The organism is Comamonas sp. A23 (assembly GCF_004522605.1).
Classification (GTDB): Bacteria; Pseudomonadota; Gammaproteobacteria; order Burkholderiales; family Burkholderiaceae_C; genus Comamonas; species Comamonas thiooxydans.
The window spans coordinates 157260-182321 of sequence record NZ_RSDT01000011.1 but is presented as its reverse complement, the minus strand read 5'-3'; the positions used below and the strand labels follow the sequence as shown (position 1 = coordinate 182321).

Annotated in this window: 30 protein-coding genes; 3 read left to right on the top strand and 27 right to left on the bottom strand. The window is 54.9% G+C overall.

The features are described 5' to 3' along the window. Nucleotides 1-5: 5 nt before the first annotated feature. From EIC84_RS21410 to EIC84_RS21380, 6 genes are all read right to left on the bottom strand, one after another. Nucleotides 6-1295 (bottom strand): arsenic transporter, encoded by a 1290-nt coding sequence (locus EIC84_RS21410; protein ID WP_003065117.1) that lies wholly within the window; start codon nt 1293-1295, stop codon nt 6-8. Between the two features lie 121 nt (nt 1296-1416). After that, nucleotides 1417-1923, bottom strand: coding sequence for an arsenate reductase ArsC (locus tag EIC84_RS21405; RefSeq protein ID WP_003065113.1), 507 nt, complete (start codon nt 1921-1923; stop codon nt 1417-1419). 46 nt (nt 1924-1969) lie between these two features. Further along, on the bottom strand, nt 1970-2293 hold the full coding sequence (locus EIC84_RS21400) for a helix-turn-helix transcriptional regulator (protein ID WP_034362041.1): 324 nt from the start codon (nt 2291-2293) through the stop codon (nt 1970-1972). A 594-nt stretch (nt 2294-2887) separates the two neighbouring features. Next, entirely contained in the window at nt 2888-4114 is a 1227-nt protein-coding gene (locus tag EIC84_RS21390) for an MFS transporter (protein ID WP_003065103.1), read from the bottom strand. Further along, complete coding sequence (locus tag EIC84_RS21385; protein ID WP_003065101.1) at nt 4115-4723, bottom strand: TetR/AcrR family transcriptional regulator; 609 nt, start codon at nt 4721-4723, stop codon at nt 4115-4117. Nucleotides 4724-4725: 2 nt separating this feature from the next. Then, a complete protein-coding gene (locus EIC84_RS21380) occupies nt 4726-5187 on the bottom strand; it encodes a MaoC family dehydratase (protein WP_003065099.1) in 462 nt (153 codons plus the stop codon). 161 nt (nt 5188-5348) lie between these two features. On the opposite strand from EIC84_RS21380, the gene EIC84_RS21375 reads away from it, so the two are divergent. Together EIC84_RS21375 and EIC84_RS21370 are read left to right on the top strand one after the other, a co-directional pair. Further along, nucleotides 5349-6188: an AraC family transcriptional regulator gene (locus EIC84_RS21375; protein ID WP_003065097.1), complete on the top strand. Its 840-nt coding sequence runs from the start codon at nt 5349-5351 to the stop codon at nt 6186-6188. A gap of 48 nt (nt 6189-6236) precedes the next feature. Beyond that, a complete protein-coding gene (locus EIC84_RS21370) occupies nt 6237-6644 on the top strand; it encodes a DUF2000 domain-containing protein (protein WP_003065092.1) in 408 nt (135 codons plus the stop codon). Between the two features lie 301 nt (nt 6645-6945). On the opposite strand, the gene EIC84_RS21365 is transcribed toward EIC84_RS21370, so the two are convergent. From EIC84_RS21365 to EIC84_RS21345, 5 genes are all read right to left on the bottom strand, one after another. Then, the gene (locus EIC84_RS21365) at nt 6946-7380 is read right to left on the bottom strand and encodes a hypothetical protein (protein WP_003065089.1); all 435 of its coding nucleotides are present in this window, start codon (nt 7378-7380) and stop codon (nt 6946-6948) included. A 107-nt stretch (nt 7381-7487) separates the two neighbouring features. Beyond that, on the bottom strand, nt 7488-8474 hold the full coding sequence (locus EIC84_RS21360; protein ID WP_003065086.1) for a hypothetical protein: 987 nt from the start codon (nt 8472-8474) through the stop codon (nt 7488-7490). A gap of 111 nt (nt 8475-8585) precedes the next feature. Then, nucleotides 8586-8831 carry a hypothetical protein gene (locus tag EIC84_RS21355; protein WP_003065085.1) on the bottom strand — a complete coding sequence of 82 codons (246 nt, stop codon included), beginning with the start codon at nt 8829-8831 and terminating at the stop codon, nt 8586-8588. A gap of 64 nt (nt 8832-8895) precedes the next feature. Beyond that, on the bottom strand, nt 8896-9639 hold the full coding sequence (locus EIC84_RS21350; RefSeq protein ID WP_003065083.1) for a hypothetical protein: 744 nt from the start codon (nt 9637-9639) through the stop codon (nt 8896-8898). 77 nt (nt 9640-9716) lie between these two features. After that, on the bottom strand, nt 9717-10154 hold the full coding sequence (locus tag EIC84_RS21345) for a hypothetical protein (RefSeq protein ID WP_003054965.1): 438 nt from the start codon (nt 10152-10154) through the stop codon (nt 9717-9719). Nucleotides 10155-10406: 252 nt separating this feature from the next. Between EIC84_RS21345 and EIC84_RS21340 the strand changes: the two genes are divergently transcribed. Next, nucleotides 10407-10703 carry an H-NS family nucleoid-associated regulatory protein gene (locus EIC84_RS21340; RefSeq protein WP_003065080.1) on the top strand — a complete coding sequence of 99 codons (297 nt, stop codon included), beginning with the start codon at nt 10407-10409 and terminating at the stop codon, nt 10701-10703. 63 nt (nt 10704-10766) lie between these two features. Here EIC84_RS21340 and EIC84_RS21335 read toward each other — a convergent pair whose 3' ends face one another. The 16 genes from EIC84_RS21335 to EIC84_RS21260 form a co-directional block, all read right to left on the bottom strand. Beyond that, nucleotides 10767-12617 carry a DEAD/DEAH box helicase gene (locus tag EIC84_RS21335; RefSeq protein ID WP_003065077.1) on the bottom strand — a complete coding sequence of 617 codons (1851 nt, stop codon included), beginning with the start codon at nt 12615-12617 and terminating at the stop codon, nt 10767-10769. A 149-nt stretch (nt 12618-12766) separates the two neighbouring features. Then, nucleotides 12767-13051, bottom strand: a complete 285-nt coding sequence (locus EIC84_RS21330; protein ID WP_003065071.1) for a hypothetical protein — start codon at nt 13049-13051, stop codon at nt 12767-12769. Nucleotides 13052-13105: 54 nt separating this feature from the next. Then, complete coding sequence (locus EIC84_RS21325; protein WP_003065068.1) at nt 13106-13432, bottom strand: hypothetical protein; 327 nt, start codon at nt 13430-13432, stop codon at nt 13106-13108. A gap of 27 nt (nt 13433-13459) precedes the next feature. Next, nucleotides 13460-13906: a single-stranded DNA-binding protein gene (locus EIC84_RS21320; RefSeq protein WP_003054955.1), complete on the bottom strand. Its 447-nt coding sequence runs from the start codon at nt 13904-13906 to the stop codon at nt 13460-13462. A 66-nt stretch (nt 13907-13972) separates the two neighbouring features. Beyond that, nucleotides 13973-14521, bottom strand: a complete 549-nt coding sequence (locus tag EIC84_RS21315) for a hypothetical protein (RefSeq protein ID WP_003065065.1) — start codon at nt 14519-14521, stop codon at nt 13973-13975. A 16-nt stretch (nt 14522-14537) separates the two neighbouring features. Continuing rightward, entirely contained in the window at nt 14538-15662 is a 1125-nt protein-coding gene (locus EIC84_RS21310; protein ID WP_034362003.1) for a PFL_4669 family integrating conjugative element protein, read from the bottom strand. Between the two features lie 28 nt (nt 15663-15690). After that, nucleotides 15691-16143, bottom strand: a complete 453-nt coding sequence (locus EIC84_RS21305; protein ID WP_003054949.1) for a hypothetical protein — start codon at nt 16141-16143, stop codon at nt 15691-15693. A gap of 161 nt (nt 16144-16304) precedes the next feature. Then, a complete protein-coding gene (locus EIC84_RS21300) occupies nt 16305-18062 on the bottom strand; it encodes a hypothetical protein (protein ID WP_003065061.1) in 1758 nt (585 codons plus the stop codon). Between the two features lie 12 nt (nt 18063-18074). Continuing rightward, nucleotides 18075-18521 carry a hypothetical protein gene (locus EIC84_RS21295; protein WP_003054945.1) on the bottom strand — a complete coding sequence of 149 codons (447 nt, stop codon included), beginning with the start codon at nt 18519-18521 and terminating at the stop codon, nt 18075-18077. 49 nt (nt 18522-18570) lie between these two features. Beyond that, nucleotides 18571-19194 carry an STY4526/YPO1902 family pathogenicity island replication protein gene (locus tag EIC84_RS21290; protein WP_003054944.1) on the bottom strand — a complete coding sequence of 208 codons (624 nt, stop codon included), beginning with the start codon at nt 19192-19194 and terminating at the stop codon, nt 18571-18573. 16 nt (nt 19195-19210) lie between these two features. Beyond that, the gene (locus EIC84_RS21285) at nt 19211-20899 is read right to left on the bottom strand and encodes a hypothetical protein (RefSeq protein WP_237704441.1); all 1689 of its coding nucleotides are present in this window, start codon (nt 20897-20899) and stop codon (nt 19211-19213) included. Nucleotides 20900-20914: 15 nt separating this feature from the next. Next, a complete protein-coding gene (locus EIC84_RS21280) occupies nt 20915-21808 on the bottom strand; it encodes a ParA family protein (protein WP_003054942.1) in 894 nt (297 codons plus the stop codon). Between the two features lie 125 nt (nt 21809-21933). Continuing rightward, on the bottom strand, nt 21934-22272 hold the full coding sequence (locus EIC84_RS21275; protein ID WP_003065059.1) for a hypothetical protein: 339 nt from the start codon (nt 22270-22272) through the stop codon (nt 21934-21936). A gap of 10 nt (nt 22273-22282) precedes the next feature. After that, nucleotides 22283-23254, bottom strand: coding sequence for a tripartite tricarboxylate transporter substrate binding protein (locus EIC84_RS21270; protein WP_003065057.1), 972 nt, complete (start codon nt 23252-23254; stop codon nt 22283-22285). A 31-nt stretch (nt 23255-23285) separates the two neighbouring features. Further along, entirely contained in the window at nt 23286-23648 is a 363-nt protein-coding gene (locus tag EIC84_RS21265; RefSeq protein WP_003065056.1) for a hypothetical protein, read from the bottom strand. 3 nt (nt 23649-23651) lie between these two features. After that, complete coding sequence (locus EIC84_RS21260; RefSeq protein WP_034362001.1) at nt 23652-25031, bottom strand: acyclic terpene utilization AtuA family protein; 1380 nt, start codon at nt 25029-25031, stop codon at nt 23652-23654. Nucleotides 25032-25062: the final 31 nt, after the last annotated feature.

Here is a 25062-nt window from a genome sequence, read left to right as displayed (position 1 = left end):
AAGGTTCATGACGCCACGCTGAGCCGCAAAGCCAGCGCTGCGAGGGTAATGAGCAGCACGGGCATGGTCAGCACCGCACCGACTTTGAAGTAGTAGCCCCAGCCAATCGTTGTGCCTTTCTTGGCGAGCACATGCAGCCACAAGAGCGTGGCCAGGCTGCCAATCGGCGTGATCTTGGGACCCAGATCGCAGCCAATCACATTGGCGTACACCATGGCTTCCTTGACTGCCCCTGTGGCCGTGGATGCATCGATGGACAAGGCTCCGATCAAGACTGTGGGCATGTTGTTCATGATGGAAGACAGCACCGCAGACAGCACGCCTGTGCCCAGTGAAGCGGTCCACACGCCACCGGCTGCAAACTGGTTCAGCAACATGGCGATGTAATCCGTAAGGCCCGCGTTGCGCAGCCCATAGACCACCAGGTACATCCCCAGTGAGAACACCACGATCTGCCACGGAGCACCATGAAGTACTTTCCTGGTGCTGATGACATGACCACGCGCAGCCACAGCCAGCAAGATCGCAGCCCCCACGGCAGCCACGGCGCTGACAGGGACGCCCAGGGGCTCCAGCGCGAAGAAGCCGACCAGCAGCAAGACCAGCACTACCCAGCCAGCCTGGAAGGTGGCCAGATCCTTGATCGCAGCCGATGGCGACTTGAGCTGGGCCACGTCGTAAGTGGCAGGAATATCGCGTCGGAAAAACAGCAGCAATACACCCAAGCTAGCCAGGACCGAGGCAATGTTGACGGGAACCATCACCGATGCGTAGTCATTGAAGCCGATCTTGAAGAAGTCGGCGGAGACGATATTCACCAGGTTGGAGACGATCAGCGGCAGGCTCGCCGTGTCGGCAATAAACCCGGCGGCCATGACAAACGCCAGTGTTGCAGCTGGAGAGAAGCCCAGCGCCACCAACATGGCCATCACGATGGGCGTGAGAATCAGCGCCGCTCCGTCATTCGCAAACAGGGCCGAAACGGCGGCACCCAGCAGCACGATGAAAGCAAACAGTTTGACTCCGCTGCCGCCACCCCAGCGGGCAAAGTGCAATGCAGCCCACTCGAAGAAACCAGCCTCATCGAGCAAAAGGCTGATGATGATGACGGCGACAAAGGTAGCCGTGGCATTCCAGACGATATGCCAGACCACTGGAATATCAGCTAAGTGCACGACTCCCAGCAGCAGCGCGATACCGGCCCCAATAGAGGCGCTCCAGCCAATGCCAAGGCCGCGCGGCTGCCAGATAACCAGCGTCAGAGTGAAGATGAAAATCAGGATGGCCGTCAACATGACGTATAGGTCCTAGAAAAAGCTATAAGTCGGCATCAGTCGCCCACCGCGTGCGGGCGTCAGTGAAGCCTGGTGCTGCAATCCAGACTCTGGGTCTGGATCGCAATTGCAGTAACGGGATTTAGTGCGAAGAGAGTTCACGCGCCGTGGACTGCAGTACTGCCTGCTCCAGCTTTTGCGCTGGCAGGTTCACCAATAGCTCCAGGCGACGACGAATCATGTGCATCGTCTGCCGGAAGGCTTCCAGCTTTGCTTCGTCAGAGGCCTCGCCTTCCGAGGGGTCCGGGTAGCCCCAATGTGCTGTGGCGGGATGACCAGGCCAAAACGGACACACTTCACCAGCGGCGTTGTCGCATACGGTGATGATCAGATCCATGTGCGGCGCACCAGGCACAGCAAATTCGTCCCAGCTCTTGCTGCGCAAGCCATCGACCGAGACACCGGCCTTTCGCAGCACCTGCAGCCCAAGCGGATTGGGTTGCTGATTCTCGCGGGGGCTGCTGCCCGCCGAATAGGCTTTAAAACGGCCTTGGCCCATATCGTTGAGCAAGGCCTCGGCCAAGATGCTGCGTGCCGAATTGTGAGTGCACAGGAACAGGACGTTCAGGGGAGCTTTGTTGTCAGACATGGTTTTAGCAGCGGGACTTAGGGATGGGAAAAGGTTGCAGCGACGCTCAGCACTCGCACGACGCAACGGCGTCATCGGTACAAACCGCGCCCTGGCAGCAGTTCTCTGTGAGATATGCCAACAGATCGTTCATCACGGGAAAGGCCGCGCGATAGAGCACGTTTCGGCCCTGCCGCTCCTGGGTGACCAGGTCGGCATGAAACAGCTCTTTCAAATGAAAGGACAGGGCGTTCGGCGCGATGCCGAGCTGCTCAGCTAAGGCACTAGGTGTCAGGCCTTCAGGTCCAGCCACAACAAGGGCGCGAAATACGCGCAATCGGGCCTCGTGGGCCAGTGCGGATAGTGAGCGGATGACGTTTGCTTCTTGCATAACTAGATAATACATCAAGTGTTGAATCAATGAATAAACATACGCAGATTGTGTTCACTGTTTTACGACAGCAGTCCGCAAATGACCGCTTATGGAGTACAACACCAAGTGACCGCTTCTGGCCGATCTGCGACTGTCGCTGAACTACCCTGAGCAGTCCTTCAGTGAAATAGCGAAAACAAAGCGTAGATTCCCGCCAGAAACCAGTTGAGTTGCTTCGCTGCGGCCGCACTCTCGGGCGGAATCGGGACAAGTTCCACCCGTCTCCACATCGCGATGTTAATGGGCACAGTGAGCGCAACTACGGCCACCAGCCCGACAGCCAGCGGGAGGTTCAGCAGGGCGGCAACCACAGAGAGCCCTGCGATTGAGAGAAGCGTTCCCATCCAGATGCCATTGGATGTACTGGAGAGGGCGTGGCTTAAGGCGCCGCACTGATCACATTTTGCGGGCCACCCTCGGCTTGACCATCGCTTTGCCATTTCCGAGATGCCCCGTGTTTGGCAGGTGGGACAAAGCATTTTCATCATGTTGAACGTCCATTTCTGACCGGTTGCACAGGCTCAGCTCGACCCAAAGCGGACGTTGTGGGACTTAGGCAGCGCGTCCCAAAGGGCTTCTTACGATAGGTGCCTCACGTACTGGGAGATTCAGGACTGCTGCAAGCAACCCTAGAGCGATGGACATGTACCACACGATGTCATAGCTGCCCGTTCGGTCATAAAGCAAACCGCCCAGCCATACCCCAAGAAACGATCCCACCTGGTGGCTGAAGAAAACAAATCCGCTGAGCATAGAGAGGTGGGCCACGCCGAAAATCTGTGCCACAGCGGCATTTGTCACGGGCACGGTCGATAACCAGAGCAGTCCCATCAGCGCAGAGAACAAGTAGACGGATGCGGGTGAAATAGGCGCCATCAAGAAGACCGAGATGCCTACGGCGCGGGCCAGATAAATGAAAGCCAGGATTTTTCGCTTGGATAGGTGTTGTCCCAAGGTGCCCGCAACGTAGGTGCCCACGATGTTGAACAGGCCGATCAAGGCTAATGCATAGCTGGCAACCTGAGGGGCGAGGCCGTGGTCCTTGAGGTAGGCCGGCATGTGCACACCGATAAATACCACTTGAAAGCCGCAGACAAAATACCCCGCCATCAGCAGCAAAAAGCTGGGATAGGAGAGTGCCTCGCTCATAGCCTGACCCAAGGATTGAGTCTTTTTGACAGGGCTGCCTTCAAAACCCGGCTCACGTAGACCTAATGACAATGGGATTATCAGCAGAGAGAGGGCAGCCAGAACCCACAGTGCTTGTTGCCATCCCATGCTCGAGATCAAGAAGCCCTCGATCGGCACCATGAGGAACTGGCCAAACGACCCCGCGGCTGCGGCCATGCCCATTGCCCATGAGCGCTTGCTGGGCTCTACCTGTCGGCCGATGACCCCGAAGACAACGGCATAGGTCGTACCAGCCTGGGCTGCTCCGATCAGCACGCCAGTGGTCAGTGCAAACAGCATGGGGGTAGGAGCCCAGGCCATGCCGGCCAAGCCCAGAGCGTACAAAGCGCTGCCCACGAACAGTACGCGCATAGAGCCAAAACGATCTGCTGCAATACCTGCAACGACGCCTATCACGCCCCAGGCGATGTTCTGCACCGCGATGGCAAACGCAAAGGTCTCGCGAGTCCATCCATGCTCCTGGGTGATAGGTTGAAGCCACAGGCCAAAACCATGTCGTATCCCCATGGAAAGAGTCACCACGAAGCCGCCGCACAAAAGGATTTGCAGCAGCGATAGCTGAGTACCGGAAGTATTCTTCATGGACATTTACGTGTGTTTATTGTTCATTGAAGCCAAGGCTGCGGTGGCGATCACTGCGTCTTCGATGTCCTTGATCCAGTCTGCATTACCCACAGCTTGATTCAACACCCGTGCGCCGACCATGGCAGCAAACAGCACCATGGCGTCGCGAGATGGCGATGTGGGGAGCGCATCATCTTCCTGAGGTGCTCCTTCTAGGAACTTGTCGAACAGCTCATGGATGCCTGCCTTATAGGCCTGAGTCGGGCCAGTAACTTCTGTGCTGGCGGTGGCCTGAGGGGCGAACGCCAGGATGGGACAGCGCCGCTCTGGATTGCGGTTGTTGAGGTAGCCGCGCACCAGCTCCAGATTTCGCCCCTTGGCGCTGGCATCTGCGTTCTTGTAGACCTTGTCCCATTTTGTCAGCGCTTGATCGAATGCCAGGTCACAGACCTCGGCAACCAAGGCATCCTTGGACTCGAAGTGCTTATAGAACCCTCCCACGGTCATACCGCAGGCCCCCATCACTTCTGACACAGAGACGTTTTCGACGCCATGTTGACGAAACAGCAGGTTGGCGTTTTCGACAATCTTTGCACGGTTCTCTAAGGCTTTCTCTTGCGTAGAGCGGCCCATGATTACTCCTCCCTCCTGAATACAACCACCTTGCTGACCAGTTTTTGCAGTGGCGCATCGTGCTGGTTCTTGGTGACGCTCTCCACCACAGCGATGGCACGGTCAGGCTTGGATCGCGAGATCACGATGTCTTTGATGGTGCTGGTCACATGTAGCACATCGCCAGGCCTTGTGGGCTGCGACCAACTTAGCTCGGCACCGGCACCGATCACTCCTTTGCCAAGCGGCAAGCTTTGAACAATCAGCCGCATAGTGATGGCCACTGTGTGCCAGCCGCTTGCAGCCAGGCCTTGGAAAAAGGAGTCTTTCGCAGCTTGCTCATCGAGGTGAAAGGGCTGCGGATCGAACTGGGTGGCAAAGTTCAAAATCTGCTGGGTATCCAGCGCGTGCTCGGAGCTCTCAAAAACATCGCCTACGGCCAAGTCTTCCAGGTACAGCAACTTTGCTGGCTGCGCGTCTTTCATCTGTCATCCTCCAAAAGTGATTCGGTGGTTGGTGCCTTATCAATTAGATTACAATCATTATCTTATTTACTCAACATAGCGTGTTCCCTAGTCCGTAGAAGTTCGTGCCTCAAGGCTGATGGCATCACTAGCTGGGCTGGATCAGCTCGACAAGGAGTGTTATGAGCACCAAAAGCGATGACTGGATTGAAGTGAAGCGTGACGCAGAGACTGGCATTGAAAGCATCCACGCCCACTTTCAAGGGCATGCCTACGATGCCCATGCTCATGATGAGCTTCTGGTTGGGATCACCCAACAAGGGGTGCAGCGGTTCCGGTGCAATCGATCCCTGCATACCAGCGTGCCAGGCAATGCCATGCTGATCGAGCCAGGGGCCGTGCACGATGGTCATGCTCCCGATGACATTGGTTTCACCTACGTAATGCTGTATCTGCCCACGCAATGCATTGGCACGCTGTTGAACAGACGCGGGTTGAATGGGCTCGCGGGTATCGAGCCAGTCTTCAAAAATACGCTCGAAGGTGATCCGCAATTACGGGATGCCATACAGCAAGCATTTGTCGCAGTGCATGGATCAGAGGGGCGACTGGCGCGAGACCAAGCCCTAGAGCAACTGCTGGATGTGTTGTCCGCTCACCTGCAAACAGACAAGTCCGTCGTATCCAATGAAAGCAGGACACGCATGGAGCGGGTGCGGGAGCATATGCACGCCAGTCTGGGGGAGGATCTCGGATTGGATGAGCTTGCCGAGTATGCAGGCGTAGACCGCTTCCGGCTGACGCGCCAGTTCAAGTATGCCTACGGGCAGTCGCCTCACGCGTATCTGGTGAATCTTAGGCTGCGCTCGGCGCGCGCCCTGCTGGCTGCCGGGCAAAGACCTGCGCAAGTGGCAATGCAGCTCGGGTTTGCCGACCAAAGCCATCTGGGCCGCTGGTTCCAGCGGGCGTATCGAATGTCCCCGGCGTCTTATCAGCACCAGTGCACAAACGTTCTATCTTGAGGCCGGGCGTTCTTGGATTATCGGCATCTTTCACCTGGAACTGTGTTGATGTTTGATACCAAAGTAGCTCTGATTGTCCGAAATGACCTCGCCGTCTGGCAGCGCTTGAATGTGGTGGCATTCTTAGCGAGCGGCATCGCAGCAGCGGCCCCGGAGGTTATGGGTGAGCCCTATGTCGATGCTAAAGGCCGTCGCTATGGCAACATGCTGGGGCAGCCCATGATGGTGTTTGAAGGCGATGTGACCGAATTGCAGGCAGCGCATCGCAAAGGCCTTGAGCGTGAGCTGACGATCATTCCTTTCGTCCATGCGATGTTTTCAACCGGAAACGATGAGGCAAATCGCCGAGTGTTTATGGAAGAAGATGCGGACAGCCTGAACTTAGTTGGCTTGGCTGTTCGAGGTTCTAAGAAAGCCGTTGATAAAGCCATCAAGGGGCTATCCTTGCACGCTTAAAGATTGGGTACACGAACCCAAATGGTGTTGCTAAGGCAGCCCTCAATGCAGCTGTCGCCATTCAATACCCAGAGTCCGCTTTTGGCCGAACTCAGTCGGTCACGACCACCAGCCCGGTCAGCCACAACCAGCACAGGCGGTCAGTTCGACCGGAATACGCAGCATATCGAGGTAACGCACCTTCTGCGCATCTTTCCGTGATCGAGGGACGGCCAAGGAAACTAGGACAGCAGGCCAGGCGCCACCAATGAAAAAAGCCCAGTCACAAGAACTTGTGAGCTGGGCTTGTTGGGTGTGGCAACTACATGCCAGGACTCAGAGAGTCGTTAGTGACTTGCTTAAGCAATTGCTCGTGACGCAGGGTCACGAAGTGTGGGCATGTCAATGTAACGATGTTGGTTTCAGCCTCGACGCCATCCCAACTATCGTTACACCAGGCACTGCTGTCGAAGTCCGACGCAAGATCTGGGGAGTAGATGCCATTGGTTTCATTGTAGAAAAAAACGACCTCTGGTTTTCCGTTGAACTCCGCTTTCAGGATCACATAGAGGCTATGTTTCTCCTCAATGCCGGTCATCAAAGGCGCATCAGCGAGTAATGATGACGCGGCTGCTATCCACCCCTTAAAGGTGCGGAGGTCGTGGCCAGCGATGGCAAGGGCGACCTGTTCAGCAGTCAGTGCGTAGCTCTGACGATCCGCAGCTGTGCACAGCTGCTGATTGTTAGTTGCGTTCATTTCCAACTCTCTAAATTGGAAAGGCGCGGCCCGACTGGGCGACAACGCCCGTCCGGGTTAAGAAATCGCAGGCCCTTGGCCAGCGCGAGGTTCAACTAGCTTGAGCTTTAGATGGCGATATCGGACGCAAAGCACACCTTCAGATACCCATCGGAATCCTGGTATCCCGGCCAGTCTTTACTGCAACTGCTCATATCACCTGGACGATAGTTGCAGTGGCCGCAAGATGCGCAAAGATCATCGTCGGCGATGCTTTTGACGCCAAATGACTGGACCTTGAGCAATGCACCGCTCGCCAAGGCATATGCCTGGTGAATAGGGATGCAGTTCTCGCCCTCCTCTGCTGTCACTTCACACGGCCCGAACACCTTCGCCGCGGAAAAGCCAGCCCAACTATCTCCAGCCCAAAAGCCCGTCTTATCTTGTACGAATTCGTGATCCGAGAAGACAACGAACAACTTGGATTCGAGCTGCAGAATTGGCGGCACAAAGCCCAGAATGCGGTTCAGAACCGATCCTATGCCTTCGCCAGGATGCTTTTGGAAAGCGCCCTTCAAGAGCCGCGCATGCATCGTGTCAAGACGCTTGAGCACATCCTGTTCATCGAGTACCGGCCATTCACCTTCTTGTGGCAAGACATCACAGAGCAGAGATGGCACATAGGCTTGATAGTCCTTGGATTGCAGCAAAGCATATGTGCCAAGATCTTCCTCGCTGTCAGTGAACCAAGCCCACACAGGGTTATCGGTTGGCAGCACGGACGGCATCTGTTGGCGAAAGCCCAGCTGTAGCAGTCGTCTGTCGGATTCCGTTTGCGTGTAAGGCTCGTGCTGGATGAAATCATTACTCCCATCGAACATTGCTTCGATAGCCAGGCGATCCATCATTTGGCGAGGGACTACCAAGCCATGCTCTGCAGTCACGGTGAGCAACCAGCCAGAGTCCTTCGACCCGAGCTCCACCAGTGAGGTGTAGTAAATGTCGCCTTCGGAATGAATATTGGCAAAGAATGAGCCTGTTGGGCGGTCGTAGCCGCATTCCAGAACCATTTCAATTCCGTTCACGTTCGTTTGATTAATTAAGTGCTTGGACATAGGATTCCTTTCGTTGAAAGCAGAAAGGGCACCGTCCCCCCCAGGGGCATGACGGTGCCCCAAGGGTAAAAAGAGAGTTAGAAGAAGATCACCCAGCGAATACGGGACAAATTACAGAACCCTGTCTTTCGCTGTGAGCGCTTTCTGGAGCATCGTGCGAAGATGATCCTGTTCCAGTACAACACGAGCCTTATATTTCTCTTTAGCAGATGGTTCCAAGGCATCGTTTGAAGCTAATGTCCAAATTGATGCAATCACCATTACCTGGTCCATCAACAATTCAATGCTCGGGTTTTTCTCTGTATGCACCATGGATTTGTAATTCCTTGGACGTTCAAAGGTGTTTTTGAGGCTCATATTCATCTCCAGTAGATAAGGAAGATGGACACTTGCCCCAGGGCATCTAGTGCCCATCAGGGATTTATAGGTTGAGACCCAACTTGCTCATTGCCGCAGACGCCGAAGCCTGCACATTTGCTTTTCGGTATGCCAGGTACGCATCAATGTCTTTGGTACCCACGTACACGGACTTTTGATTGCCCATCAACTCAGAATGGTCCCTGCGACAAGCGGAGGCGTAAACAAATGAATAGGCTACTGCCCGCATCCGTTCCTTCACGCTTTGTTTCTCATGAAAGGTCAGATATAGCGACAGGATAAATTCATTCGCTGGTACGTTGAGATACCGCTTATTCAAATGAAACCAATCACCAACGCAACTGCGCGTTTTGAAGTTGTCAGCCTCAAGCAATAACTCAAGCTCTAGCTGAAACTCCACTTCATCGCCATGCCAGCGTGCTTGCGCAAACGCATCGCATTCTTCATTCTGATCGGCAAGAACCGTCTTATCGTAGAACTCCTTATAGCTCTTAGCCCAATTTTCTAGCGGAACCAGCGACTCGGCGAGATCGCGCATCATCGTTGAGGCATCCTTCAATTGCTTCAATTGAGTTGGATTGAGGTTCTCGAAATTACTCTGAGCTTTCACCAATGAGGTGGCGGTTCGCTTCGCATGGGCAATCTGATGTTTGATCTTCGCAACGCCTCGGAGCTGAATTTCAAAGTACCAACGTTCAATGAGCTCCATATCCAATGACGCGCCACGCCTTGAAGCCTTCAATGGATGCAATTCGAGATAGCGTTCAAGGATTGATTTCTTATTCATACGGCCTCCAAATATTCGAACAAAGAAAAACCCACTACCCGACGAATTTCGGGTAATGGGTTGGTTAGAGCCTCTGCTTAGTTATCTGTGCCAGTTGCCTTGCGAGACAACGGGAGCATGATGACGTTGGCAGAAGGAGCCGGTGGCTTAGGCGATTTATGGGACTTTTGCAGCTTGTACTCATTGAGAGCCACACGGGTCCAACGAGCAAAGCAAACGCTAAGCGACCAAAGGGCACGAAGCAACTCCAAACACTTTCGCTTGATTCGCGCAGTAGCCTGACCCACGTCATGAGCCTTTGCATATCGAATCTGCGAGCGCTTGACCGTCTCTTCCGCCATCAGATAGGCACCTAGGAACTGAAGTTTCAGATCCGGGTACATATCCAACGTGTTGAGAAATATGCGTGCTACGACAGGGTCGTTGACGCGAGAGATCATCTTCACCAGCAGCTGGCGATCCACGTCAAAAGGCGAGGATGCCGGCTTCTTGGCAGAACGTTGAGATTGATGCATGTGTTGCTCCTAGATGTTGGGCAACACGGTCCCCGACGGGATTGTGTTATCCCGTGGGGTTGAAGAATGTCCTCGCCAGCGTGAGCTGATGCGCATCTCTCAAGGACTCAGATGCTACAAAGCTCCGAAGAGCCAATGTGCGTCGATTTTAGCGCCGAAACTGAGTGCAACGCAATCCTTGCTTCCAGCAAAGCAACCATCATTTCTTAAAATGCCTCATAATATGTTCTGTCATTTTAATGGAGCATATTGATGTCTAACTCTGCGGTGTCGTACAAGGATCTGCTGGCCCAACGCGCAACACTCGAAGCCCAGATTGAAGCAGCACGTAAAAGCGAAATCGGCACAGCCGTGCAACAGATTAAGGGTTTGATCGCGACATATGGATTGACCCAAGACGATATATTCCCCCAAGCGAAAGCAAAAGCAACTCGCGGCTCTGTTGACCCCAAGTATCGTGACCCTGAGACTGGTCAAACTTGGACAGGCCGTGGCAAGCCTCCTGTCTGGATCAAAGATAAGGATCGCTCGCAATTCGAAATCAAATGATTGCAGCAGGTTTGATATTAGATGGCCACTAAGTGGCCATTTTTTATGAGCACTTAAAATAGATCAGGCATATTCAAGTGCCAGCACTTCCTCGCGAGCTTCATCTGGCACAGTTTCTACAGCCGCTCGTTGTTGGACAGGCAATGCTTTCTTGGCTGCCTCCACCACTTCTATTTCTGTGGTGTGCTTGTTCTCCTGCAGCTGCAGCACGCCCTCATCGATAGTGCCCTGGATGATGGGCACCAGGACCAGCACATCGCGGATCTGACCCAAGCGGTAGGCCCGGTCCTCTGCCTGGCGCATCAAGGCTGGCGTCCACGGCATGGAGGCAAATGCCACGATGTTGGCAGCCGTCAGCGTGATGCCCACGCCCGCAGCCATGGTGGTGCCAATGAATACCTTGATGCTTGCGTCCCTCTGGAACGCATCTACCGCAGCCTGCCGACGCTTCAAGCTATCTGAGCCGACCAGCGAGACACAGCCTACGCCAAGGCTGGCCAGGGCCTGTTTAAGGGCCTCCACGGTGCTCATGTACTCGCAGAAGATGATGAGCTTGTCGTCCTCTCCCATTGCCTGCACGGTTTCGACCAGGTACGGAACCTTCAGACCTTCAAGGCATTTACGCAGGCGAACGATCTTGGGCATGGCCTGCAGGGTCATGTCGCCATAGATCTCCTTGTAGACATCGAGCCCCTCTGGCGACAGAGGCACAAACTGCCTCGCCTTGTCACCCAGATCCTTGAGCACGTCCTTGCTGCGACGGATCATCCAGCCCTGGATCGCTGCAGCCAGTGCTGCTCGCTTCTCAGGGCTACCCGCGTAGCTCTTGCGGAACTCAGCCAGCGTGAGACTACCGAGGCGATGGCCCGTGATGCGCAGCAGCGTATGCATCTCAATCTCGCGATTGAGCAACGGCGTGCCGGTGACGACAAAGCATCGCTCTATCCGTGCTGCCAGCAGGAACACATTGCGCGTGCGGCCGCTCTTGTATTCCTTCAGGTAGTGGGCTTCATCCACGGCCATCACCGCGAACTCCAGCTCACTCTCGCGCACTAGGCCGCCCATGCGTTCGTAGTTGCCGATCACCCAGTCACAGCCAGCCAGCGTCGAAATCCGGTCCTCACCGATCATCCCGACGCGAGCGTCTGGGTAGACCATCTTGATCTCTCGCTCCCAGTTCAAACGTAGGGATGCAGGGCATACGATCAGGACCCGGCCGCTGCCAGCAGCCATCCGGGATGCCACGACCGTCTGGCGGCTTTTGCCCAGGCCCATGTCATCGCCCATGCAGGCGCCCGATTGGCGCAGCATATGTGCGACGCCTTCGGCCTGGTAGTCGCGCAGCACGCCACAGGCGACCATGCTGGCCAGGGCCACCCGGTCATACGGCATGTCATCGACGTGGCCATGCTCAGTCGACAGGAAACCGGTGCCCTCTTCTTCACCAGGCCCGCCGCCCCCGCCCAGCGGTGGCGATGCAGCGGGCACGCTGATAGGCGAGCCTTCGTTGCCACTTGTGGTCAACTCTTCGATGACCACCGGCTGCTCATGGACGAATACGAACTCCGACGACACGCCGGCAATGCTGGCCAGCCGCTCCATGATGAGCTCAGGATCGGCTCTGACTTGCCACGCTGACGCATGCTTGTGGAAGTAGCCGCCCAACGAACGCATCGCCTTCACGCATAGCGGGTCGTAGGTAAAGCTAACCGCCCATGAACCGCGTGTTAGGTCTCCCTTCACCAGCGGGAAGATCTGAACATCGAGCAACTGCGAGAAGTAGTCGGGATCAGGAGCTGCGACAGCGGCGCGCAGTTGCACATCGAGCTGCTCTATATCCACGAAGTGCCCAGCAAACGCATGCTTAATCACATCGTCGGCATAACTGGAGTCGGTAGTTTGAAGCAGCCACATGCGCCGAGCTCCACTCCACCAAGCATCGTAGTTTGCAAGTGGACGGCTCACACCTGGAACTGCCAGGAGCTGCAGGCCGAGCCTGCGTCCATCCGAGACGGCTTTGATAAGGAGATCCGGCGGGCGGATCGTGACGGGCCTAGGCAACATCAAAGCCCCTCGCGAACAACTCTTGTTGCTGGTGACTCATAACCCCAACCTTCGGCCATCCATAGCGCCCATGTGAGCGTTGAATCAGAAACCTGCAGCCCCGATATAAGCGGATCAAAATCGCTGGAACACTTCAAGATAAAAGTGTCGTAGGACTTCCCGATCAGAGCGATATTTTTATTGAACACATCCTGGCAAGTATTGGCCCATGCCACAGGATCGAAATTCGTATCGACTGGATCGGGAACAACGAGCCCCAAAAATTGATATTTTTCTTGCACCATATTCTCCTGTGGACTCAATTGGCGACTGAGCATGCGCCACAGGAAAACCGATATTTATTCTGTCATCTGGTAGCTGAAGTTATGACGGACAAGCCATAACCGCACCACCGCATCAACGCGACTATCAAAGTCGCCAATCAACATAGAGTCCGACTGCGACGACTCATCGTATGTGACCGTGAGACGCGTGTGCCAGGTAGCATCAAACTGGAGCTTGCAATATCCCACGCATACATCCTTGCCATTGGAATCTCGCACGACTAAGAATGCGGGTGCATTTTCTTCATTCACCTTTTGCGATGGCGCAACCACCATGGTGAATCGACCATCGACAAGCAATGTGATGTCGTCCGAGGCCTGTTGATCGGGATGTAAAGTCAAGATGTGCTCCTTGGTTAAAAACGGTCTTTAAGCAGGCTGGCCTGCGTGGTAGGGTTCCTGCACTTCGCCTGAGGAGCCATCCGACTGCTCCGTGGACGAGCGGCGTGAAGCCTCGAACTCAATGGTCTTCACACGCGACAGCAGAAGTGCGACATCCTGGGCCTCGATCTTGAACACCATCACTTGGCCGCCAGTAGCCTCATCGCGCGCCATGTACTCAAGCTCTTCCCCCATCACTAGCACTCTGGCTCCCTTGCGCAGGAGCCGCGCGGCATCGCGAGCCTTCGCGCCGTAGATTTCCACCTCGCGCCAAAAACCGCCGACCTCTTCGATTCCGCCCTCCTCGGTGCGGCCGTATCGGCTGAACCGAACACGCATACTGGCGACATCAAACTCGCCGTTAGGCCCACCCTTGAGCGTCCTGAGACTAGGAGAGCTACCCAGGTTTCCCTTGCCGATAAACAATTGCGACATATCCAATTTCCTTGCAGTGCTGATTGAATGCCCGAGCTGCTGCACCAGGTCAGCCCAGGCACGGACTTAGAGGGTCGAAATCGGGGAGCGTGGATAAAGAAAGACAGGAGCCTTGTCCACGCTCACACGAATACGCTTGATATCGCCACGCGTCTGCTGGTGCTCCTCATTCAAGGCCACAGCGCGCTGGGACGCTGCCATGCACCATTGACGGAGTTCACTGGGCAGGCCTGACGCAAGCTCCTCCACCTCTTCAAAGCTCAAATGGCGGTTAGAGCCCATGCGTTGGCGCCAGCGCAGAAAGACATAGCCCGTTGTGCTTTTCTGGTGCACGACCAGATAGAAGCTCAGTCCTGGAACAGATTTCGACTTCTCGGACAAATCGCGCATCTGCTTCAGGATTGCGTCAATGCCGTCAAGCTTCTGGCGCAATCTGGACAGGGTGCCCCTACCCGTAAGGGCCTTTACGTCAGCTCGATCTTGACAGTCCTGATCCGCCAGGGCTTGACGACCCCAGAGCACGTTGTTGACGACTCGGCCACGACCGGTGTGCTGCGAAGCCCCTTTTATTTCCAGATCCCTTTTCACACCAATCCCTTTCAATATCAGTTCCAAACGACTGCGCGCGGTCTTAATCAGCGGTGGCTGTAGCTTCTGGGCCAGTAGATGCGGATGCATCGGAGCCACGCTCTTGCGCCTGCTGCAATTGGTCGCCAACTTGCTGCAGCAACGCACGTTCGGCTTCGCTGATGTTGATGAGTCGGCGCGAATGCGAAGGCTTCACCTCGGCCTTGTAAATCTGAGCTGGCACTGCACCAAACGTGCTCACCACAAACTGAATGCGCTTCGCCGCTTCCGGGTCTGCACTGAACCAGTCAGAACGGCTCAGCTCACGAATCTCTGGACGACCGAGCCATTTGTCGAATCGGGCGGTGCCGTAGAACACGCCAAGGATGGCGCGGCTCATTGCGCTCAGCACAGCACGCGCCTGCTCATCACTCAGCAAGTTCTTGCGCTGCAGCGTCTTCTGGATACGAACAAAGTAGTCGTAGTCCACGATCAACATGGAGATCGCATAGCCGTAAGGGCTGCGGAATCCGAGGTTCAGGGTCATAGGGCGAGCGGACTGAACGATGCTCAGGCTCAGGCCGCGCTTGCGCTGGCTCTCCAGCAGCTCCTCGGCTTTAGCGATTTGGGCGCGCAACGACTCTTGAACTCGCGAGATGCCGTACTCATGGCGTACCAGTGCCCAATCTGCATATGGGTTGTCACGGCTCGTCAGTACCCAAAGATTCCGCAGAGAGGAAGCAACGCGCTTGCCGCCAATGATCGCGTTCAAGCGCTTTTCAGGCTCCCCAGATCGCCCCTGAAAAAGTCGGTGGGCCTCGATGGTGTGAATCGTCATCTGGTCCACGCCTTCGTTCGTCAGCGGCCCGAGATCATCAATGCCTTGCGCTTCGGAGTTCGTCACCACCGCGTCCGCACCACGACGATCGCGTCGCTCCGCTTGCATCTTCTGGAATTGCTCTTTGCGATCTTCCAGCTCTACATAGCGATCAAACAAAGGATCGTCTTCAGACGCGCCAGCCTGGATGAATGCCGCCAAAGCAGCTTCTTCACCAGCAATTGAGTAGCCGTCACGAAATGGCGAATTCGGGTCGGTGGCGAATTTAATGCCTGGTGCACCTGCACCCAATACACCGGCCAGCATTACTGGCTGAAAGCCGGGGTCTGTTTTGATTCGATCAGTAGCCAAGGTCTTCTCCTTAAATTAAATACTTCGTCTATCCAGCGTCCGGGACTTCTCCCGACTTGCCGCCCTCGTCGGCACTGGCGTTCTCTATTGCCACTTGCGCAGCTTCTTTAGCGATGTCTTCATTCCAACCGTCGATAAATGGAAAGTGCTTCTTACTAACTGATGGCAGCCGCTCGGCAATGGGCTGTCTTAGCAAATCGAGTACCGCATCGCGATTCACGGTCACCAGCGTTTTCGTGTTCTTCTGCACGCGGACATTAATAAATCCGGTCTCTTGCAACCGCTGGAGAGTTCGTTTTACGGTGGGTAATGGAATGGTTCTGCACAGTTCGACTTCAGTGATCGACCCAGACGTAATGGCAATCTCTCCAATATCCCCCCGCTCTTTGAGTAAGACCCAAAGAACCGCAGCATCCGTGTAGCTTCTGAATTGCTGAACGAGCTGAATAAATAGATCGTTCCCTGATTTCTGATAGCTCATATTGCTTCTCTTGAAAATTGCTGTGGCTCATTTCGAGCTACATGGCACTAAGTGCCGCGTGGCTCATTTCGAGCTACATGGCACTAAGTGCCGTGTGGTTCATTTCGAGCTACTTGGCACTGAGTGCCATATGGCCCATCTCGGGTTATTCGGAAGTCAGCTCATTTCTTCGCCATTCCGACCTTCGCTGCCCGCTCATTGCGAAGAGCAAGCAACTTGGCACGCGCCGCTTCTTTGCCCAAAGGCCCATTGCCTTCGACCGCCACTCGCACTGGATTGGCGACGGCGTTGGCCGATCCTTCGTGAAAAGCTTTCAGCGATGCTTCTTTCTGGGCCTGTTGAGCATCGGCCTGTTTGGCTAACTCAATGCGCTCTGCAGCGATGACGGGGGCATACGCCCAGATGCATTCGCCGGCTCTATATTTCTTCACCACACTGTTTAGCCAGGCCACTGGCGACTTCACTTTATGAAATCGCCGGTTCGCACCTTCCATCTCGTCCAACGCTTGCTGTTGTTGCTCAAGGGGAAACTTGGCCAGCACCTTGGAGAGGGACGCGTGCAGTGACTTCTCAATCCAGGTGGGGAAGATGAGGCCAGAGGCAAGTCCGGCATTCAGCTTGTCCGAACTCGAAGACTTACCACCCTCACCTGCCTGAACGTCAGCCGTGCTGCTGGTGTTCACCGGCGAAGTAGTAGTGGATTGAATAGAAGTCCTTTGAATATTGATTGCGGGAAACGGCAGATCAAGCCTGCAGGTTTCGTCCAAAGAGTCAGGCTCTTGTTTGCAGGAAACGGCAAACGATTCCTTCGCTCCACCCTCGCTACCCTTATCACTAAAGCTCTTCGCTAACTCCTTGCTGGCATTGGAGATTTGCTCCGACTTGGCGGGCTGCTCACTGATCGAAGAAGTAGCTCCAGCTTGTCGGATTTCGACAGGTTTGTGAGGCACCAGATCGTCGTTCAAAAAAGACAGCAAGAGATCGCGCGGGCGGGGAGCAGGAGGGGTCGCGGATAGTCCGAGCGTCGCTTGCGAGAACGCGAATGAAAGCCCGGACAGGTCCAGCGTCTGGTTCGTGGCTGGAGCGCTATTTGACGGTGCAGCCTTCGTTGACGCCGCAGGAGTAGCCTTGTCCGCGTCAGCCTTGCGAGGCAAAGGCTTGATGCTTTGCCCACGCAGGCACAGCAGAATGGCGTCGAAGTTAATGCGGACCAAAGCTCCGCCGATGCCGACCTCGTTAATGAGTCCAGCCTTCTTCAGCCGCTCCCGAGCATTGCGCTGGACCTTCGGACCGAGCACAAGCGCTGTTGAGATTTCATCCTGGCTGACCGGGATAGCGCCATCGGTAAGCTGGGCTAGCTTCAGACACTCCCGGTGCCGCTGCAGCAGATAGGCCAAGTACAGCCCGCCTGCGATGCTTCCAGCCACATCAGCCAGGGGCTTGTAGTAGACCTTGCAGCCCTTGAACCAGCTACTTGCCAAGTCCCACGTAAGTTTCTGCCCCTTGCCGCGCATGGCCAATGCCTTGGCGAGTGCAGGTACGTTCAGGCGGTAGTTCAGCACCGCAGGACGCCCAACGAGCATCTCTTCGAGAACGCCCTCGCCCATCAGCAGCTCGCGCACACTGGCTTGCTCGGTGCGGGTCAGCCCAATGGCCGACTTCCACTGCTGCAAGGACATAAAGAACCAGCCACCGCGCTCGGGATGGTTGCGGAGACTGTGGCGCGTCCAGTAGAGCGCCATGCCCACGAAGATGGCGGCTTTGTGGCCGAATTTTTCAGCCAGCACCGGATGAAATGGAACGAAACCTCGATCGTCCAGATGCAGAAAAATTTGCTCGGCACCCTGGTGGATCGGCGCATCCTCCGGCAGTTCATAACGAACTGTTGGAATTGCTGCGAGTGAAAGAGAGCCGCGCACTGACAAGCTCCATCAGTGCGCAGCTGCGGCTACGGAGGTTGTCGCTGCACTGCGCATTGCGCTGGCCAAGGGCATGGCTTGCTGCTGCAAAAGCTCAAGCAAGCGCCGCTTCGAGATCCGATAGGTAATGATGCGGCCCTGACCTGCTTGCTCATGCAGGATGCCCAAGTCCACGAGGGTCTTGCGGCAGGTTTGCTGCTGTGCCCTCGTTATGCCGGTGTCCTTGGTGCAGCATGACGATGACATAAGGATTTCGAAAAAATCCTCCGACTCGCTGCGACGTTCCCGCTCCATCGCATAGGTAAGCCAGAGTGCGCTCAAGACGTTACCAGTGAGATCCACGAATGCGCGGTTGATGGTGATGGGCTCTTGGCCGATGAGTTCCAGAAACAGTGCGGACTTCAGAAATTCACTATCACTATTCGACAGCTGGGCGGATAAATTCTTGGTGTTCTTCATGTTCAAGCTATATCGATAATGGTTGTAAATAGAACGTCCTACGGCTGATTTATTTTCCAACCGGGAAAGCATTTCTCCTGGGAAGAGCCAGGCTATCCTCGTCTTCAAACTCTTTGAGTGTTGAATAAAGCGAGTCGATGGTGTACTCCGCAAAACGAGAATGCAGCTCGAAAATCCAATCACGTAGAGATTTCCCAGGCGCCGATTGGCTGGTAATTTCGGCCCAAGCTTGATGAATCTGATCCCGAACATCAAACTTCTTGGGTAATTTGGCCCTACCGCCGGTGACGCTTCCACCAACCAATTCACGCATCCTACGAATATCGTCTGCGGAGCGCTTAAAAAGCCGGGTAATCAGTGCACGCGATGCGCCATTACGCACAAAATATTCGCAAAGTGCATCGTCTTGCCGTTGTCGGTCCAGGCCTTCCAATTGCTGCCGGAGTTCGCCAGGAGAAAATACGAGTTTAACCCTCGTTAACTTAGTAGAAATATCCAGAATATCGCGAGTCTTGCGATGCCGAAGTTGGTCAATCAGTTCGGCATCGCAACCCATCTGCAATAACTGATCTATTCCAACCTCGGTTTCGATAGCACGAATTACCTCCGTCAGCAGCAGAAAATTTAACTGCGGATTCGTGTGAATATCGACGGGAACAATATGATCTGTCATTGCTTAACTAACGTGTTTATTCCGTAAATAACGGTTTATAGGCTTCGCGGCTATCCTCTTGCACGGCGATATTAAATTCAGCGAGTGTTTGCATCAGTGCAGACAAGCATCTAGCAACCGCCGCATTGCCGAAGAGATACCCATAATGGTCAGAAGTGACATAAAGCTGCCCGTTCTTCCCGCACAGAATTGCTCTATCTGTGCACTCCTGACGGAACGTATCAACGCCAGCCTGAATAGCCTTTACCCAGCGGCTTTCTGGGTCGCATTTCGAGAGTAGGTTTGCGTTGCACTGCCCGGTTTGCGTTGCAAGAAATGGCCAGAGATACACACGCAGAGTTTCGAGTTCTTCGGAGAGCTTTTGATCACCCAAATACGACATACGTTCTGGAATATCCACCAAGAACCCGTATGGCAATGCCGGCATTGGCTTCACGAAGTCCGACAACGGTACGACAGCATTCAGATCCACAAGATTCTGCGATAGCCGTGCGGAAAACGCTGCCAGCTTGTCTGCTGGGCCAGCACCCGCCCCTTGCCGATCGGCCTTTGTGGTGGCTCTTTTACTGCTAGGCGATGCAGCCGCCGACACGCCGCCAAGCATTCCCGACAGTGGCGCCTGCTTGGCTTGCTGTTGCACCTTCTTGTTCTCGCTCTCTATCGAGCGCATGTCCTCAACAGAAAGCTTCGGGTCCTGGAGATAGGACTGGACGACTGACTCGATATGGTCGGCGGCAATGCCAAAGTGCTTCGAGGATACAGACTGGATCTGGGTGAGCAGCGATTGAACATCCAACTTGACCTCTGTCCGGCTTGCAGGATCGGCCTCGGAGTTCGCTTGCTCCATGGCCTCAAGATCGGTCGCGTGCATCAAGAAGATTTCCTCGATGGAGTTTTTGACCTCATCACGCTTATCAAACTTAGATGCCATTTCGTGAAGTGCTGAAACGGTAGGACGAATATTTATATTCACGTCAGACGTTTGAAGCCAATTACCAATCAACGCGAGATTTTCGACAGCGAAGATGAAGTTTTGAACCATCCTCACGCCATAGCTCAATCCAACCTCTTTAAGTGCTTTATTAAGTTCGGTGGCGGAGAATGATTTAGCAGTCTCCTTCTCAATTTCACGCTTGTAATTCATCACGCCCTGAGCTCGCTCCCAGAACGAAATATCACTTCGATTGTCGTTTTCGCTCAAGTGCGCGGCAATGACAGCAGCCTCGCCAGGCCACTTTCGAGTAACGACATGGATGCGCCGCAGTTTCTCGACGCCTTCATTCACCAGCTCTTTTGCGATCTCCACACGAGTATTTCCGCCACCATATGGAAAATACTTCTCCGTAGGGTTTCGACGCGTAACCGAGAACATGTTGGTGATGCCATCGACCTTCATACTCGCTTTGATTTCCGCCCGCTGGGAATTAGCTTTCTTGCGAGGATTCAGCGAATATTCATCAATATCAAAAACATCCAAGACGATGATGGAGCCATCAATCTCATCCATCGGATCAAAACTGGTAGTTGATCTTTCAGAGTCTCGTTGAAGAGCTGCTTTAGCCGCCTCAAGACGTGCTTGATTTGGAGTGAGCTTTGGTTTATCTGGTGCAGTCATAGCTGACGTCCCTTGCTTATTTCCAGGGGACGTAGTTAGGTTTAGCGAGGCTGCCCGTTCGCGAGCAGTCATGGTTTCAGGTGTACGCATGCTTTCCTCCTAAAATTAATTGGAGGGTGCGTTCAGATCGAGATATTGGGGGTGGTTAGATGCGTACATCTCCGACACGCTGGGCACAATTTCCCAAAGAAGGGAATGAAGCGTGTTGGACGCTTTCACTGGATCAACCCAATGCACTGGAACTCCGGCACTGGCTGCTTTTTTCCAAGCCGTTGCATCGGGAACATCGGTATCCAGCATCGTGATTTTTCCGCTCAGCTCAATAAAGCTTTCGCGAATCATTGCGGACATTTCCTTGCTATCGCTTGTCTTCTGGCTTTTATTGAGAAATGCCTTCATCTGAGGCATCTTCAAGCCCATGCTAGACACGCTATCGTGGCGCTCAATGAGTGCCTTCACATTTGCGATGAACTCGCGAGCAGAGATCATGTCTGGCGTTGCAGGCACAAGAAGCAGATCAGCAGCAACCACAGCAGCATCTTGCAGATGACCCACAGCACCTTGGGTATCAATAATCACCACGTCATATGCGCTAGCGATTGCAGGGTGCTTCAAGGGGTTCTTGAAGCTGAACTGCATGCTCACTGGATTGCGATTGGCCATCCAGACCTGCAAAGACGAGTCCTTGGCGTCAGAGCGAACGATATGCAGGCAACCGCCCTCGCTCTTAGGTGCCTTCTCAAGCTTGCCTTGATAGGAAGTCGGTGGCAGTTGGCAATGCGAGATGCAGTCCGGGGTCAGTGCACCAGACTGCACCAACTGCGTGAGCCCAAAAGGTGCCGCATAGCGCAACTGGTAATAGCGTGAGAGCGACGGCTGAATATCGCCGTCGATCAGCAGCGTCCTAAAGCCGATGTCGTGCAGCAGGCCGCCCAGATTCGCAGCTGTAGTTGTCTTGCCGACTCCGCCCTTAGAGGCCAGAACAGTGATGATGAACATTGAAAGTCCTCGTTGAATGGTTGTTGATCCATTCAACGGGAGCTGAAGTTCGCTCGCGCATTGGTAGGCCGTTGCGACCCAAACTTAGGCCGCAGTGGCCCTCAGAAGCCACCCTCGATCGATGGTTATTTCGTAACTTTTTGTTGAATATCAGGCAAAAAGCCTTGACTTCCATCTAAAAAAAGTGTCAGAAAATATACATCGTATCTAATATAAAGAAGAAGCTCGGACTGAGGTGTCACGACCGTGATACCCGCCCCCAGTTTGCTCAGAACTTTCGTGCCATGTACCGAAGCATCGGCATGGATCTGCACGCTTGTGCGCAGTTTCTTCATGTGTCGACCAAGACTGTAGATAACTGGGAATCCGGCAAGCACGACATCCCAACCTACAGACTGCTGCGCCTGCTCAGTCGTATGAAGCGGTTGGCGCGTTATAGCGGCCAGGATGTTGGGCTGTCGCACTGCCTCTGCTTTATTCAGGGGTAATGCCTGCTGCCTTGATGACCTGCCCCCACTTGGTGGTTTCGGCGGCTTGGAATTGTGCCAACTCCGAGGCTGAGGTGGTCCAGGCTTCAGAGCCGGACATATTGAAGAAGGACTTGGCCGCAGCGCTGTTCACTGCCTTGGTCAGCAGTTGATTGAGCCTGGTCGCGACAGGTGCTGGTGTATTGGCAGGCGTGTAGGCTGCGAACCAGTAGCCCATGTCATAACCTTTGACACCGGCTTCCGCGATGGTCGGAACATCAGGCAACTGTGCGCTGCGCTTCTGGGTGGAATATCCCAATGGGCGCAACTTACCCGCCTTGATCTGAGGAACGCCCGTCGAGACGTCTGTAATCATCAGATTTATTTGTCCTCCAAGAAGGTCCGTGAGAGCAAGCGGATTGCTCTTGTAGGGAACGTGAAGGATATCGACGCCAGCGAGCTGCTTCAGCATTTCGCCAGCGACTCTGCTTGAAGAGCTGCCGCTGCCGAAACTCAGCTTGCCGGGATTGGCTTTGGCGTAGCCCAGCAGATCGCCTACGGACTGATAAGGCGAAGTCGCGGGAACGACCAGAACCTGCCCACCTTTGCCCAGACCTGTGATGGGGGTGAAATCCTTGACAGGGTCATAGGAGAGTTTCTTGTACAAATGCTCGTTGGCAGCATGCGTCGTATTGGTCGTGATGAGCACGGTGTAGCCATCAGGCGCGGCCTTGGCCACCGCTTGAGCCGCAATCATGCCACTGGCGCCGCCTTTGTTTTCCACCACGACCGGCTGCTTGGTTTGCTCGGAAACGGCTTGTCCCAAGGCGCGTGCAAGCTGGTCTGTGGCACTGCCAGCGGCAAACGGAACAACAAAGGTAATAGGCTTGTTTGGAAATTCGCCCTGTGCAAAGGCCAAGGGGCTGAGCGCCAGGCTTGCACCGCATGCAAGAACAGTGCGTCGTGTCGGAAATTTCATGGTTTGTCTCCTAGTGGTTGTTGTAGAGAATTCAGGCGCTCGGGCCGACGAGCAATGACTCGAGATGGCATGGAACCACGACAGGCATTTCAAGCACCCTGAAGCACAGCGTTTTTCCATGGCTGTCCAGGTTCAGCGAGTCATTGACTCCCCCATCCAGCACGTTGTCGAGCACCAAATTCATGGCGTGGAGCTTGGGTAGCAGGTATCGCCGGATATGGCTTGGCTTGCGGTCTGCAAACAGACGAATCACGGCTTGTTCGGTGACTTGTTCGCAGACCACTTCCCACAAATCCGGATGCCATGCAATGACGCTGATGTTGGAGCGGTTCCCTTTGTCACCCGTGCGTCCATGCGCAACTCGGTAAAGGGGAACGGTAAGGGTTGAGTTCATGGCTTACTCCTGATGAGGCTTGGTCCAGTGGAAGCCAGTCGTAATCTGTTGCTGGGGCACCAGGCACGACACCATTCCCAGGCGCTGGCGCATATGGGTGCGAACGCCCCCTCCTCCCGCCGGGCCGCAGCAATACAAGGCGTTTATTTCGCGTGGCAGACGCGCAGCGACTGCATGGTCGGCATGCTGCCAGGCCATGCGAAGCCGAACATCCCGGGATTCGCCGGCAATGCTTGTTTCAGTCAGCCAGTCGCTGCTGTCGTTTCCCCAGACGCTGGTTACGCCGATCAGGTCTGTTCTAAGGGGCGCAATATTCGCTAGGCGCCTGGATATGGTCTGGGCGGCCAAACGCGCACGTTCAGCAGCTCTTGGACCTGCGTAGGAGATCTCTCCCTCAGCAAACCACCCTGACTCAAAGCAGACATTGACTTTGAGCATCTCAGGCCTCGGGTGGCCGATGACACCTTCCAGGCGCACCCGGTCAGGTCCGACCGAAATCACTTCTGCCTGGGTGATGTCGGCAACAACGTCTGGCGTGAGGTAGCAGGCAGGGTCATGGATTTCGTAGAGCAGTTGCTCTTTGACCGTGGCTGCAGTGATGCAGCCCCCGGTCAGAGATGGCTTGAAGATCGTGCTGTTGCCCGCGCTGTCGATTTCGGCAATGGGATACCCCAGGCGGTCCATGTCCGGTACATCTTTGTACCCGGGGTCTGCGAAATAGCCGCCAGAGACCTGGGTTCCACATTCCAGCAGATGACCGGTCATCGTGGCTCGGGCCAGGCGATTCCAGTCATCCCAGGCCCAGCCGAAGTGGGCCATGGCAGGTCCCACAACAAGTGAGGGGTCGGAAACGCGGCCGCACACAACGATGTCTGCACCTGCCAGCAAGGCCTCGGCAATGGGTCGTGCACCTATATAGGCATTGGCGCTCACCAGTTGCTGTTCTGGCATGTCCGAGCCCAGAGCTTTTTCGAGCAGCTGGTAATGCGCGGGGCCGCTGAGGTCATCCCCATGAACCACCGCTATTTGGGGTGGGCGCGTTCCGAGTTCCTTGGCCAATACAGCGATGGCCCGGGCTGCGCCTTGTGGGTTGGCCGCACCAAAGTTGCTGACGATTCGAATGCCATGCGCGAGGCAGTCGGCGAGCACGGGCCGGAGAAACTCCACCATGAGAGGCTCATAGCCTGCATCGGGATTCTGACGACGAGCAAGCTGTGCCAGTGCCAGAGTGCGCTCGGCAAGCGTTTCAAAGATCAGAAAGGCAGGCTTGCTTTGCCGAACCAGCTCCTGCACGACGGGTTTCGCTGCATCAACTCGATCGCCGGAAAAGCCTGCCGCACATCCGATGAGCAATGACGTCGTTTCGTTTTGCACTCTTGTCATGAAACCTCCTGTTGCCCACTATAGAAAAACC